Below are 14,457 nucleotides of genomic sequence, written 5' to 3' on the forward strand. Positions count from 1 at the left end.
GGGGCGTTCGCCGGCGGTGAGCAGCGGGGCGCGTGGGGTACGGGAGCGTTCGCCGGCGGTGGCGTAGTCGCGGCGGATGCCGGCCACGGTGGCCCGCACCAGCTCGTGGCTGGTGGGGAGGGGTAGCCGGCGGTGCGGTGCTGGTGCGCGATCGCCGCCACCCACTTGGCCAGGGTCGACGGCGCGTACGCCCGCCGCCCCTCGGTGAGGGTGTCGGCGGCGACAGCCAGATACGCGGACCCCGTCGCCGGATGCGCCGGCAACGCGGGGTGGCCTTCGGCGCCGCACCAGCTGGTGAAGCGGCGCCAGGCGGCGGTGTAGGCGCGGCGGGTGCCGGCGGAACGCGCCGCGGTCACCGACGCCTCGATCCGGGTCCGCACCGGCTCGGCGAGCAGCGGCGCCGCGGCCGGTGCGGGGGTCAGAAGAGGCCACATCCCGGCATTGGGGCGGGTGTCGTCCTGGTCGAGAGTCTCGCCGGGCGCCCTACCGGGGGTGCTCCGACAGTTCGGCAGCGGAAAACGCGCTGAGGTGCGTTTTCGTGGGAGAGGGTGCGGGAAGGACGATTCTCGTCACCGACCGCGCACACACCGGGAGTGACAAACCCCCAGCTGACCGAATGCGCCCGATTTGCGTGATTTATGCAGTTTCCACAAGACGGCTGTCCCGTGAACTTCCCACTGGCATATCAGTACGTGACCAGGGGTTTCCCATCCGTGTCAGCACGTTTTTCGTTCGAGGTCAGTGCGGTCCGGCTCGGATCCTGCTCCGGAATGCGGGACAGGCCTAGGGCTTTGTGGGCGAGCAGGAGGTGCCTCGTCCTGGTCGGAAAACGGCCCAGGTTGCTTTCTCGATCCGCGGGTACTCCCGACTGTCGACCGGCGTCGGGCGAACAACACGAGCCATCGATGTCTCAGGACTCGTCGAGAACGCGCGTTTTGAACCATCAGTTGCCGACACCAGTGTTGAAGCATCGTCGTCGCAGGTGGCGCGGTCGGGCTGGTCTTCCCGTGGCCATGTTCCGAGAAGGAGGACTTGCGAAACAACGTCTTCCACCTGCCCGTGAGAGAGCAGACCACGGTGACGCCCCACGAGTCCGCCATAGGGTACCCACCCCGGACCCCCATCCAGCACGGCTAAACAAGACTTCATCCGCTCGCCTCCAGGGGAGGGCACGTTCCAACCCCACGTCCTCACGCAAGCGTCCTGTTTGACGATCGGTAAACAGCACAGCCGTCAGGGGCACCACGCACGCGGTGGTGTAATGCAGTATTACGGAAGTGAATACTGTATTCTAATCTGTAGTTCAGACTACATGGAGGATCCGATGGCCACCCTCACGCTCCGTGTCAGCGACGAGACTCGAGAAGAGCTTGAGGCGCTGGCCCAATCCAAGGGCGCGACCGTCAGCGCATTGTTGCGGGACCAGATCGATCAGTTGCTCGGTCGCGACGTGGAGATGCGTCGTGGCGATGTGCCTCAGTCACTGACGATGAGCGAACGGCTACTGCTCGCGAGCCAGTCGAGGATTCTGGCCGCTCTCGTGCCGGACGAGGCCGACTACTACGCACGACGAAGCGAAGCTCTCGAGGAAGGGTATGCCGGCGAGTACGGCGATGTGTTCGCTACGGTCGGTCCAGAACTCACCCGCACCGAATGCGCTTTGGTATGGGACTTGCTCGACATGTTCCGTGTCCTGAGCGCAAGCATCGAGGCGCTCAATCCCGCTGATCGAGCCGTCCTCGGGGAAGAACGCATCGACCGGCTGCAGTTCCAGGGATTCGACATCAGCGACGAGCTAGAAGGCCGGCTGCTGTCATATGTGCAGTATCTGGTGCGCGGGAGGAGATGGTCGGAAACCGGCCCACGACTGGAGGAGATCGGCGACGACGGCAACTCTCATCACCGCTGTTTACCCTTCTATCGACTTCTGCTGGACACCTACCGGCCGATCATCACCACTCGTGCCAAAAGCCGGGGATACTCTCTCGATGCCTACCGCCTCGACCTCGAAGAGCTCATCGAGTTGGCGGAGGCCAGCTTCCGATGACGCGGTTCTTCACAGAGTCCGCAACTGCGGGGGTAGGCCGGAAGCCACCAGGTCGGGAGCTGTTGTCGCCGACGCAGCGACTACCTGGTTCGGCGCCCGGACTCACTTTTGCACCCCTCACTGACAAGATCCCCGCTTGTGCACGCATTCATTGACGAGTCCAAGCGTGACGGCTACATGCTCTGCGCTGTCACCGTCGCCGGCGGAGATGTCGCAGCGCTGCGTAAGCAGGTGGAAGCGCTGCGTCCGCGAGGCAGCGCACGTATACACATGAAGTCCGTCAGCAAGAAGGACGCGCCAAAGCTGGTCACCGAGGTATCGAAGCTCGACGCGGCCAGTCGCCTCTACGTCGTGAAGTCGGGAAAGATGCCCGAACGAAGCGCCCGCGATCTCACTCTCGGGGCAGCTGTCCGGGATTTGGCTACGCTCGCGGTGAGCCGGGTCCTTATCGAATCCTGCAATCAGGATCGAGAGGATAATCGGACGATCCGCGACGCCTTGGGCGCCGATGCGCCGTTCGTCTACCACCATGCTTCCCCGAGCGATCCACTGCTGTGGCTCCCCGATATCCATGCATGGGCCTGGGGCCGCGGTGGCCAGATGAGAGCGAAGATCGCACACCGGATCGAGGTATTCATGCTCTGACAACGAGAAGAACCCCACCCGTGGGGTGAGGTTCTTCTCGAGCGTGATGGGCGCGCAAGGCTGGAAACCGCTAGGTGGAGCTGCCCACAGGGGGTACTTACGCTCCGGAGACCTCCTACACGAACCGCTTCCCTCGGCTATTGCCTTAGGCAACCACACAATACCACTATCAACCACTTACGGACTGGTCTCGTCTCGACTTGAGAGGCGTGCGATTCCCCGGATGAACTGGCGTGACGCCCTGACGTGCGGCAGCTCGGACAGGCCCCGCCCAGAGCCGGTAGGGGCGCGATCCCTCAGTTTTCCGCGTAATAGTTACCAGCAAACTGGGAGTTGTAGTACCAGTCCACCGTCCGACCGCCGCTCATGACGATGGACCGCACATTCTCGTCCTGCAAGTTCAGCACCTTCATCACGTCACCGACTTTGCTCAAGGCTTCGATCCGATGGAACGCATGACCATGCTGCTCGGCAAATCTGGCGAGCGCCTGAAGCTTCACCAGTGAGTCGTCCAAGTGGTGGCCGTGGGGGTCCACGATCGACGCCTTAGGCTCACCTTCGATCTCATGAAAGAAGATGAAGTCCGGATGCATCGAACGCCAGTTGCCGGTCGTCTCATCGCGATAGGCGATTCCGAGCGAGTCGGCGGTCTGGCGTGGCGGGTTTCGGTACCACGCGAGCGCCCCTGAGCGTGCGATCTCGTACTTGACGATCTCGCCTTCCCAGTCATTAAGGTTGGTGATAGGCGCATCTCCGTTCTCATCCGACATCAGGTGCAACTTCACCAATTCGGCTCGGCGCAACTGTCCGTCGATCTCCTCGATGTAGTCCTCGATCCGGGTGCGCGGCCGCCCCAGCCGGCTGATCTGAGGAGTCGCAGCGAGCGCGTTGATCTCGCGATACTCCTGTTGGCGATCGTCAGGCAAGTCCTGGATTGCGTCTGCATGCTCCTCGAACAGTTCCTCAGCAATCTCGTCCGATTTCTTGTCGACCGCTTCCCGCACCTCCGGCACACAAGCGAGTGCTGCAGCCCGCACGAACGCATCGCGTAATACGTCGTCGCTGTCGTCTTCACCCGTCAGATGGTCGACATATGTCTGTGCGATATCGGAACCGAACGCCTTGCGTGCGTCCTCGAATGCGACTCGAATGGCTCGTTCGTCGGCCTGTTCGACGATGTCGGTGTATCCGACACCTTTCGTGCCGAACTTCGCCGATATTTCCTGCAGACGCACTGCCAACACCTCAGCAGTGGCCGCTTTCACCCGACTCTTGTACAGCCCGGCCGAATCATCGAGCACCTTGTGGATTTTCCGAGCCATCTCAGCGAGTGCGTCCCGGCGAACACCATCGGTTGACAGTGCTAAAGCAAGCGAGGCAAGACGTTTCACCGGCGAAGTGCCGCGCTGGGGAATCGTCATGGACGGCAGGTTGTCCCACACCGTCCAGACCTCGTCGGGAATCGCTTTGTTGGGCGTCATGACGCACTCTTCGAGGATCATTTTCCGACCTGTCGGGTCGGGTACGCCGTCGATCTGAGCAGTCAGCAACTTCACGACGTCGCCGGCGGTCTTGCGGTCGAAGAAGGGCAGCAGACAGTCGACGGAGTTGAGTTCGTCGTCGCCCGGGACTCGCCGCGCCAGCGGTGTGCGCACCATCCGGCCGAGGAGTTGCTGGATGTGGTCGTGATCCTTCGCCGGCCGAAACGAAACGAGCACTTCCGCCCGTGGACAGTCCCATCCCGTGGAGATCGCGTCCTTGGCTATAAGCACCCGAACATGGGTGCGGTCTTCGACTACTTGCGGCTCGATCCAGTTGACCTGATGTGCTCCGAAGGTCTGCATAGTGTGTTCGCCCAGCACATGCCGGATGGAGTCGGACCCCAGCTCCGGCATTTCCTCGAAGATGACGTCAAGCGCTTGCCCCAGCTTGTCGTGATCTGGCGTGTTGGGCGCCTGCAGTACCAGTAGCGGATTGACGACGTCCGGCAACCCTTGCGACTCGCAGTACTTCTGCCAGCGTTCGGATGAGCGTTTCAGCTTTTTTGCGGCTCGACGCACCAGAACCATGTCGATGGCCTGCGCTTCGGCCGGGATGTCGATCTTGACGATGTCCTTGACGAGTCCGGACTCTTGTACTTGGAAACCATCGACCTGGACTGGGGGAAGGTAGCGGCGGTCTCCGGACACGGCCGCGTCATCCATTGCCTCTTTGAAGTCTCCGATGGTGGCTGAGATTCCCCACACGATGGGGACGGGCGGGTACCCGGCGTGGCCGTTGATGAGTCGCTGGACAATCGTGGACTTGTCTCGGGTCGCCTTCGTGCCGAACCCCCGGTGCGCTTCGTCGACGATCAGGTAAAGCGTGAGATCGGGGTCGTCGATCGTGTTGGCGATGGTTTGCCAGATCGTGTATCCCTGCAGGTCGGGCTGGACAGACGAGTGCATCCCGTCCAGGACCTCGTCTTCAGTAAGAATCTCGTGCCCGCGAGTGAGAAGCGACGACTTCGAGAGCTTCTGTGTGTTGAGGAAGTACACCTTGCCCGGCTCAAGTTTGGGCTTCGAGAAGGGGGGTTCGATGGTGACAAGGTCTGTCGACACAACCCTGTCGGACGCCTCCATGATGCGGAACCGCGTCTGTTCGTTCAGATTCGGATCGTCGGAGAACCAGATGACGACGGCGCCGTCATCTGGTTCGAAGTCGAAGTCGTCGTTTCCGTAGAACAGCGACTCGATGACGGCGGATGCGATAACGGTCTTGCCAGCACCCGTGGTTGCGGACAGCGACACCGACGTCGGTGTCGTCTCGCGCTCATAGATCGTCTTGGCGCGGTCAAGCGTCACAAGCATGTCTTCGAGGGCGGTGCGTTGATACGGCTTGAGGGTGAACTTCATCGTGCGGCCCTTCCTGCCTCGATCTCGAAGTTACGCAGGTAGGACGAGTACAAGCGGACCGGTTCGACGTGCTCGGGTAACTGTCGCACCATCGCCTCGAACAGTCGGTCCTCATCGGTGACGATGAAGGCGTGAGTCAAACCTTCCTGTGTCTCGACCGTTTTGATAAATGCTTCACTCAAGTCCAGATTCGCGATCACGCCATACGCGTCAGCCACGTCCCAACCAGTGGAGACGTCGTCGATGCGCCGCCCGCGCGCCCCGGCACGTAACCATAGAAATGGCGCAACCTTGGCGAACTCGCGGTTAGAGGACACGCGCATCGCAGACTCGTAGCTGAGGGTGAAGAACTCGACATTCTCTTCGAATCCGTCCGCCATCGGAAACTCATCCGTGAACTTGTAATCCCCCTTGATCGGCTCTCCCATCGAGGTCTTGCCTGTAACGGCAGCCTCTATTCTGGGCTTGGTGATGTGGTCGCAGATGCCCCACTGCTCCCACTCAGGGTCGCCGGGGCGCAGCCCTCCCGCACGTAGGCCCTTTTGGTCTTCAGCACTCACTTCGTTGTTCGTGATCACGATTGAGCGACGGTGGCCACCATCTCGCTTATTGAGACGAAATGTTGCGTGCGCTGTCGTGCCAGATCCAGCAAAGAAGTCTAAGATTACGGCTTCTGGCTTGTCGGCAACGTAAATGGAGAGCGAGTCTTCGACCGCGTATAGCGACTTCGGGTACGGAAAGCGGATTCCAGGAAGGAACGAGGCGAGCATCCGACTACCGTGCCAACCGGGATCATGAGCCGGGCTGTTCCACACAGTCTTGGGTTGCACCGCTTCACGTTTAGCACTACCCAGAAGCACTTCACCACTCTCTCCCCTACCGAGAACTTCGATCTCTCCGCTCTCAATCGCCTTGACCCCCCCTTCGTTGATGAAAAGCACCGGTCGAAGCCCCTTCTTTTCATTCATTGGTCCCACACGGAGGTATCCAGCTTCGGCGTTGCGGCGCGCAATCGAGACACCGGTTCTCCAACGGGCTTCGGTACCGTCTTCGCGAAGCGGCCAAACAGCCTCCAAGCCGGCCGGAACTGGAAATTCTCTACGGTCGGATTGAAGTGGCAGTGGATCTCCCACGGATATGATTCGTCGAGTCTCTGGCTCGATGAGGAGGGGGTAAAAAAGGTTTGGCGAGTTTACACGCAATGACCCTTCGCCGTTTCGTCGGAATTGAAACCACATTTGACGTGGCTTTTCAGACTCAACAGATCCAAGAAGATCTCTAGGGGTAAACGAGATCTTCGCGCTGCCGATGAAGACAAAGAACAGGTACTCATCGACGCGAGCAAACGTGCCGTCGCGCGCGACTCCGCGCTGGGAGATAACCGACGTCACCATTTGGATTCTAGCCTCGGGAAACACCTGTTCCAGCAGCAATCCCAGCCGCAGATACTCCTTCTCATCGATTGTGACGATGAGCACCGAGTCGTCGGGGTTGAGTAGTTCCTTCGCAAGGAAGAGGCGACGCTCCATGAACGCAAGCCACTTGGAGTGACGATAGTGATCGTCCGACTCCACGTAGTCGTTGTTGTACTTCCAGTCCTTGGCCCCGGTGTTGTACGGGGGGTCGATGTAGATGGCGTCGACCTTGCCCCGATGCGTGAATAGCAGCGCTTGGAGTGCATGGTAGTTCTCGGAGTTGATGACAGTGTGGAACGGCTTGTCGCCGCCACGCTCGACTTTCCCCGTGGAGACGAGCCCGGGATAGATCGGGTCTCGGAACTCGGCAACCACGACGAGGTCCTCCACGAGCACGGACCACCCCTCGTCGGGATCGTCCACCGCTACAACGTCAGCCCACCGTTGGCCTTCTTCGGTGTAAGTCCTCGCTACCCGATAGAGACGCTCGTTCTCCTTCTTCGGCATTTCGCCCCGGTCTGGCAAGATGCGCACCTTGTCGTTCTTGCGCACTGGCCGGCCCGGCAATTCCACCGCCTCGGGCGTGTGTCGTTCGAAGTTCAGTCCGAACGGTCGGCGTTCCGCAAGTGCGTCGGTTTCGCGCTGCAGGTCTTTCGCCAACCGAGGATCCATATTGGCGACGTGGCGGATGAGGTCGTTGAGGCGTGACACGGGTCGATTCTTTCCTACGGAGTCGGTGAGACTGTGGCGACCCCTCGTGCGAAGGTGGCGAGGATGCGCTGATGGGTCTGACGGGGCAAATGACGGTTCCCCGGTTCACCGAATGGAGTACCTGGGCGCACAGGTGCTTCTTGAAGCAGCCTGTCGAGTCCAGGCCGCGACACCATCAGTAAGCCATGTGTAGCGCGTGTGCAGGCGACTGCGAGGCGGCCGAACGCCGAGTTGAACTCGTCCAACTCGGAGGCGCCGGTGAGGGGATGGAGGGCGATTGTGATGCCGTTCGTCTGCCCCTGCCACGAGTCGACGGTGGACGCGATCAAGTCGGACTCGATCAGGTTGTGTTTGGCGCTGAGTCGGGCGGCAGCGTCGGCGGCGTCGTCAACCGCCTGATTTCGGGTGGCGAGAATGGCGACGAGAGGGTCGTCCGCATCGGCGCCGGGGCGTTCCTCCTTGGTCTTGCCGCTCGGTGTTCCGTCGTCGTTGTAGATCTGGGAGAAGAGAGTGAACCCTGCTGAGAACAGTTCGTCGAGAAGGGATTCGACGAACTCGATAAGTGGTAGGTCGACGTCGGCAGCTTCGGCGTCCGGCAATCCGTCGACTTCGAGGAGCGTGGGGACGCCGGTAGCGACGGACTCCCACACCGTCTTTGTCAGGCCGGAGAGAGGGCCGAGTCCGATTGATCGGTCACCGGGTGCGGCGACGCAGTTGAGTGACTCCCACTCGGGGTAGAACGCACGCCACAATCCCAGTTGTTCGCCTGTCGGGCGCCAGACTGCGGGCAGTTCGGTGGCCCATGTGTTGGTGTCATCGTCGTCGTAGGCGGTTGGCCAGGCGCGATAGGGGTTGAAGCCGGGGTCGCCGCGCCATGGGTTTTCGGCAATCTCCAAGGGGGGTAGTTGCCCGACGTCACCGACACCTACGTGGATAGGTGCGGTATAGGTGATTTTGTCGAACAGGTGGTGCGGCAATTGCCATGCCTCGTCGACGAACAAGACGTCGAATCGGTAGTCGTCGTGAAAAGATGTGCCGAAGTGACTTCGGATGTGCTGGCGGGTCATTCCGAGCATGTGTGTTGTGGTCAGCACGACAGGTACGTCTTGGGGAATCGCTTTGACCGAGTCGACGACGGTTGCGGACGTCTTGACCCAGTCCGGCACGTCATTGAAGACGCGCTTGGATGCCCACAGCCACACACGGTCCTTGCCGATGTCGTTTCCGAGGGACGCGGCAAGCGGCCACAGCTGCCGGTTCTGGAAGGCTGTGACGGCGACACGCAGGCACTGCGGTTGATCGATGGCGTCACGGACCAGACCGCGTAGCAGGAATGATTTGCCGGCCCCGGCGGCAGCTTTCAGCAGGATGCGTTGAATGTCCGAGCTGCCGTTGAGTGCGTCGAGAAGCTGGCCCTTGGCGAAGGTGGCCGCCGCTTCGTTCTGCGCTGCGGCACGCGAGTGGTGGTAGGCATCGGTAGCGACAAGCGACGGGGATGTAAATGTGACAGTCATCAGCTATTCCACGTCGTCCATCGTCAGCTCGTCGGGTGGTTGGGTGGCCGGCCGATCGGCAGGATCGGGCAGGCTCTCGTCAGCGGCGTTGACGTCGAACGCGTCTGAGTCCAGTACGGGCGGCCATACTTGTGGATTGAGCTCCCCGCGGGCACGGCGGTCTGCGAGGATGTCTGACCACTCGGCTTCGGCCGCCTCGTGAGGTTTGCAGCACCACTGATGGTTGGCAGGGTCGTCGATGAACGAGTCGGGGGTGCAGGTGGGTTTGGGCGCGGACGACGAGTCGACGCTCGGTCGGTTCATGTTCAACCACACGTCGCTTTTGTTATCGGAGAACCACGAGAAATCTGCGACTATCACCTCGTCGCCGACGGTGAAGCCGGGATCGTGGTGTGGTGACCATCTGTATTGGCGAGGGTGTGTCCCGAGAGCCGTAAGCTCACCGATGGGCATGTGGGAGAGCTTGAAGCTGCCCTTCTGGGCCTGAACGGTGACCTCGTCGGTCTCTACTAGGGCGTAGCCGTTTTGGTGAAGTGCGACGATGCGCGACTCGTCGCCGATGCGGCGGGAGTCGATTTCGAGCGTCAGCGGAGCGTCGTTGATCACTCGTGCCAGGGCGAGGTGGCGTGTGCCTGCATCCTGAGCAGCGTCATAGGCTGCAAGCGGGTTCGTCAGGGCCGTCACTTGGGCTGTGAACTTGTCGTCCGCTTCGAGGATCGGTACCACGTCGTTGCGCCACCAGCGGGATGTGCGATCGAACCGGACGAGGTCGAATGCGTGCAGGTCGAGTCGTCGACGCCAGAGGCGCTGGGCGTCGGCCTCTACAGTGCGCACCGCTGGTTGCAGCTTTGAGAGGTCGAACTCGGTTTGAAGGATCCCGGAGGCCTTGTCGAACACGGTGGTCTTGTATTCGATCTCGGTGCGGATCAGGTCGTGGTAGACGCTCGGCTTGGCTGGTCGCGGAAGCCCGGGCTTGTCACCTGTGAACGCGTGGTGAATCGCATTGGACTGGGTCGGGGTTAATTGTGCGCCGACCGAGTGAGCCGACTTCTCGATCAATTCTGCTAGGGCACGGTGGTCGATCGGAGGTTCACTCGGGTCTACCCACGGCGCGAGGTAGTCAAGACGAAGAGAGTTGACGGTTGGGCCGCCGGCCGTCACGAGAGAGGCAAGTGCCCTGCGTAAGTCGACAATGGTAGAGCGGGCCTTCATAGTCCGTGCTCGGTCCTGCTCCAAGAGGAACGAAACGGCTACGCGGTCCTTCTCTGGAAGGTACGAGGGAATGACGGCGGGCTCGCCGTTGTAGGTGAGCGCTGGGCGTCCCTGCTGTTTGTCGCGCTCCCAGCGCAACCGAGAAAGTTCTTTGCCGGCCACACTGTCAGCGATCGAGACCAGGAGGTCGGCGGTCGTCGAGTCGGGCACGACGAGGTGGACGGGAGCGGGAGCGTCGGCGTCGATTTTGATTTGCTCTGCAATGGCCTTGTTGAGTTCCCTGCCAAGCAGCTTCATGATCGATCGCCGGGTGGCGTCGCTGTCCGGGTTGTCGTACACCGAAACGTGCCATGGTTCGACAGCGTTCTTTGTGACGCGCTGGACGGCGATGCCGTACACACCGAGAGTCGCACCGTCCGACTTGGCCAGTACCACGTTGACCGTGCCGGACTGTCCGATCGGGTCGAGGCGCCGCTGACCGGATAGCATGCCGTTTCCTGCGAGCGTCGCCTCGATCTGCTGGCGGACCGAGTTCGGGATCTTGCCGACGGAGGTGACGCCATCGATCAGTCCCACGGCCTGTGTTCGGACTTCCGGTTTGACTCCCAGTTCGATCAGCAGGTCGGCCGGGTTGGTCGACTTCTGCAGCTCGGCACGGCAGAACATGAACATGTCGCAGCTAGGACAGGTGTCCGGAGAATAGATGGCCTGTAAGTGGGCAAGATGGGCCGGTAAGTTGGTGCGGGTTTCCGGAGGGAAGCCGGCTGCTTCCGAAGCGCGTTCTCGAACACGCATACGAACCTCTTCACGGTGGTCGTTCAGGTTCTCGATTACTGCAGTCGGAGACAGGGAAGAGTTGCGAGGCACGGCGAGGATGCCGAATGTGTGAACGTCCATTCCTGCGGGCAGCTTCGTCCATGCTGCGGCGGACTCGGCACCTAGGGCGACCTGCAGGAATCCTTTGAGGAGACGACCATCCTCAATTTTGGCGCGAACTCGTTGATAGTCCTTGGCGTCGCCGACGATCAACCATGAACCGTCAGACTTGCCGTCACTGTTTGGAGACTTGGGCGCAACCACCGCGAAGTCAGGATGTGTGTCCGTAGCGTTCTCGCCTTCGAGTCCGAGAAATGGAACGGCCAATTGGTGGATCAGGGTGGCATGTCCACGCGTGACAGCAGCATTGTGTGCCAGATCGAGGGCGGACGCTGTCTTGCTCGTGTCGATGTGGGCGTCGGCTACGACAACCGCCTGCGGCCGGCCCAGACCCAGGGCGCCGACGGAAACGGTGACCACCTCGGACGCGAAGCGGTTGTCACGGACCAGCCGTTCGAACATCATCGCGCGCATCCACCGCAACAACGGGATGGCGCTCTGGGGTCCTTTGGAATGGCCGACCTGCTCTGCGAGCTTACGTCGCGTAACGCCGGTAATCAGGGGGTCGGTTCCACGGAACCGGGCACACGCAGCATGGGAAGAAGCAGCAACCGCGCTGCTTGCGCCGCCCGTCACTTTCGTCGACAAGCATCCTCCGATGTAACTCGTGCAGGACAGCAGTAGAGGCCGCGGCCTAGATCATGACGCTGACAGCCGTGAACACACGGCTGCACTCTTTAAGTTCGCTCCACAGATCGATTTCGCTACATCTGCCATTCGGCACCCACGGAAACCGAAGAACTCCAATAAGGCGGCCAGAGCAGGCACAGAGATGGCCCTTGCTATCTCAGGCGACAGCCCAGCTCAGCAGGTCGAGCAGACGCACATCGGTCAGGGACGCGATCCGGCGGACCTGCTCGGCTTCGGACTGCTCCAGGCGGCGGCGGAACAGCGGGAGGGCACCACTGTCGAGATTGGTGCACACGTCGTCGCGGATGGCTGCCCAGAACACCGCTCGCCTGCCGCGGTGGGGGTATCGGGCAGCGGCGGCACGAGCATGATGCCGGTAGAACGCCATGACTTTCGAGTCGAGGATGGGGAACAATCCTGGGCGTTTGAGGTGGAGCACCTTGCTGATCTTGGCTACCCCCACGTATCGGGGCGCGGCGGTGCGGAAATGGTCGTAGAGAGCTTCGGCCCGGTCGTAGAGTTCGCCGCTAATGTTCGGGTCGGCGTCGACCAGCTGTGCCTCGATCGGCACCGCCGCCCACGGGGCGTCGACGGCGCTGCGGATGAACCAGTCGCGTTGAGCGTGGCTGATCCGGGAGCGTACTTTGTGGGTGCGGGCGATCTCGTCGGCGGTGATCTCCTCAAGTGCTCCGGGTCCGGGCAGGTCGTAGCGGGCCACGGTCACCGCCGGATAGCCGTGGGCCTTGGCGATTGCGGTGTCGATGTCGAGGGTGCGGCCAGCGATCACCAACACCGTGGCCGCGGCCTCGCCGCCGGTGTGGTTCATGGCTTCTGCTGCCCGGCCGCGCCCGGGTCGGTGTCGTCGCTACTTCCCGGATCGGTGCGTGGAGTCGCAGCCGACGTGCCTGCCGTCGTCGCAGCGGCGATTTCCGTCGGGTCCGGCCGGCTCGAGGTGCGGATGGTGCGAGCGAGTGCCCGCAGATCCTGGAGAGATCGGATTCCGTCCGGGACGCTGCCGCCGGCGGGTGGCCGGCCCCCTCGGGAGCAGGCGCGGAAATCCTGGGTGCCGGTCTCGTTCATCGCATCGTGGAGGTCTTGCGCTGCGGCGATGTACTCGGCGCGGTCGGGTTCGGTGAGCGAGCCGAGGTACCTGTCCAATGTCTCGATCCGAGCTTGGGCGTGGGTGTGCGCTGCCGCGTCGGCCTTCGCCTGCGCGGGTGTGCCGCTCCGGTGCGATTCGGGGGTCGGCGCGTGGGCTGTGGTCGATCGTGTGCGGAATCGGCCGCGTAGTGCGGTGAACATCGTTCCCCTCGGTGCGTGTCGGTGGCCTCTCATCATGCACTCCCGCTTGACGACTCGACACGCATCGACTTTGGACGGAGGCGATCACGCAGGGCCCCGGGCTCAGGTGGGCAGACGACACCGAGGCCGTCGACGACGTCGCCGCCCTGGTCGGCGATAAGTGAGTGCCCGACCGAAGAACCCATCCCCGCCGCAAGGGGTACGGCGGGGATGGCCGCATCGAAGTATGCCAGGTCGACCCCGTCGAACCTCGAGGTCCACAGCTTTCGTAGCCGGTAGTACAGAGAGCCCCGGCCGGGGGTTCACGGGCCGGCCGGGGGCGTGCGCAGGTCCTGGAGTTCGGCGCGCAGTTCGGCAACACGTTCGCGGGCGGCTTCGGCTTGCGCGTGTGCGGCGGCGGCGTCGGCGCGGGCGGTGGAGGCGCGGTCACGTTCGGCTGCCGCCGCGGTGCGGGCGGCGGTGAGTTCGGCGTCGAGGCGCCGGGTGTGTTCGGCTGCGGTGGCCGCCGCGGCGTCTTTCTCGGCGATCGCTCGGGTCAGCCGCTCGCGGTGCTCGTCGAGCTGCCCGGTGAGCAGCTCGATCCGGTGCTCGAGGCCGGCGATCTGCTCGCGGTGGGTCGCGGCGGCCTGATCGAGCTGCTGCTGCCAGCGGTCCTGCGCCGCGGCGTGGTCGGCCCGGGCTGCGGTGAGCTGGGCGAGGGCCTCGGTGGCCTCGGCGTCAGCGGCCGTGGCGGCGGCATCGGCGTCGGCGCGTTCGGTGCGAGCGGTGTCGAGTTCGTCCCGCAGTGCCGCGATCTCGGCTGCGGCGTCGGCCCGGACCTTGTCGGCATCGGCCTGCACGCGCCGCAGCTGTGCATCGATCGCCGCCGGATCGGCGAGCAGATCGGTCGCGGTGGTGATCGACGCCGCGATCGTCGTCAGCGTCTCGAGCATCGCCTGTGCTTCGCGGCGCAGCAGGGGTACCGCGTCGGCGAGGGTGCCGATCGCCGAGGTCGGATCGGTCGGCAGCGCATCCTGTTGTTGCTGGGCGCGGGCCTTGTCTTTCTGGCGCTGCCGCCAGGCCCGTACCCGCTCGGCGTCGGTGGCGTATTCGCGGCGCCGTCCCCCTCTGGCTTCCTCGGCCATGACCTCGCCCTCCCGACCCGATGACGT

9 protein-coding genes and 1 pseudogene are annotated in these 14,457 nt (G+C 62.7%); 2 read left to right on the plus strand and 8 right to left on the minus strand.

The annotated features are described in order from the left end of the window. Positions 1-434, minus strand: a pseudogene (locus AIIKEEIJ_RS30750) (integrase); the annotation flags it as partial. A gap of 890 nt (positions 435-1,324) precedes the next feature. Between AIIKEEIJ_RS30750 and AIIKEEIJ_RS30755 the strand changes: the two are divergent. After that, positions 1,325-2,047, plus strand: a complete 723-nt coding sequence (locus tag AIIKEEIJ_RS30755; protein WP_006937975.1) for a YfbU family protein — start codon at positions 1,325-1,327, stop codon at positions 2,045-2,047. A gap of 138 nt (positions 2,048-2,185) precedes the next feature. Then, positions 2,186-2,692, plus strand: coding sequence for a hypothetical protein (locus AIIKEEIJ_RS30760; protein WP_049904218.1), 507 nt, complete (start codon positions 2,186-2,188; stop codon positions 2,690-2,692). A gap of 296 nt (positions 2,693-2,988) precedes the next feature. Here the strand turns inward: AIIKEEIJ_RS30760 and AIIKEEIJ_RS30765 are convergent, their stop codons facing one another. From AIIKEEIJ_RS30765 to AIIKEEIJ_RS30795, 7 genes are all read right to left on the minus strand, one after another. Beyond that, positions 2,989-5,586: a DEAD/DEAH box helicase family protein gene (locus AIIKEEIJ_RS30765; RefSeq protein ID WP_006937971.1), complete on the minus strand. Its 2,598-nt coding sequence runs from the start codon at positions 5,584-5,586 to the stop codon at positions 2,989-2,991. Next, positions 5,583-7,712 (minus strand): site-specific DNA-methyltransferase, encoded by a 2,130-nt coding sequence (locus tag AIIKEEIJ_RS30770; RefSeq protein WP_006937970.1) that lies wholly within the window; start codon positions 7,710-7,712, stop codon positions 5,583-5,585. Before AIIKEEIJ_RS30770 ends, AIIKEEIJ_RS30765 begins: the two co-directional genes overlap by 4 nt. Before the next feature lie 14 nt (positions 7,713-7,726). Further along, positions 7,727-9,226 (minus strand): hypothetical protein, encoded by a 1,500-nt coding sequence (locus AIIKEEIJ_RS30775; protein ID WP_161995132.1) that lies wholly within the window; start codon positions 9,224-9,226, stop codon positions 7,727-7,729. Between the two features lie 3 nt (positions 9,227-9,229). Continuing rightward, entirely contained in the window at positions 9,230-11,962 is a 2,733-nt protein-coding gene (locus AIIKEEIJ_RS30780) for a hypothetical protein (protein WP_238406218.1), read from the minus strand. Positions 11,963-12,161: 199 nt separating this feature from the next. Next, positions 12,162-12,830, minus strand: a complete 669-nt coding sequence (locus AIIKEEIJ_RS30785; RefSeq protein WP_161995131.1) for a DUF6308 family protein — start codon at positions 12,828-12,830, stop codon at positions 12,162-12,164. Then, a complete protein-coding gene (locus tag AIIKEEIJ_RS30790; RefSeq protein ID WP_161995130.1) occupies positions 12,827-13,306 on the minus strand; it encodes a hypothetical protein in 480 nt (159 codons plus the stop codon). Before AIIKEEIJ_RS30790 ends, AIIKEEIJ_RS30785 begins: the two co-directional genes overlap by 4 nt. Positions 13,307-13,608: 302 nt before the next feature. Then, a partial coding sequence (locus AIIKEEIJ_RS30795) for a hypothetical protein (RefSeq protein ID WP_338021038.1) occupies positions 13,609-14,457 on the minus strand: 849 nt, incomplete at its 5' end.

Origin of the sequence: Rhodococcus sp. YH1 (genome assembly GCF_009939605.1) — a bacterium.
Classification (GTDB): Bacteria; Actinomycetota; Actinomycetes; order Mycobacteriales; family Mycobacteriaceae; genus Rhodococcus; species Rhodococcus aetherivorans.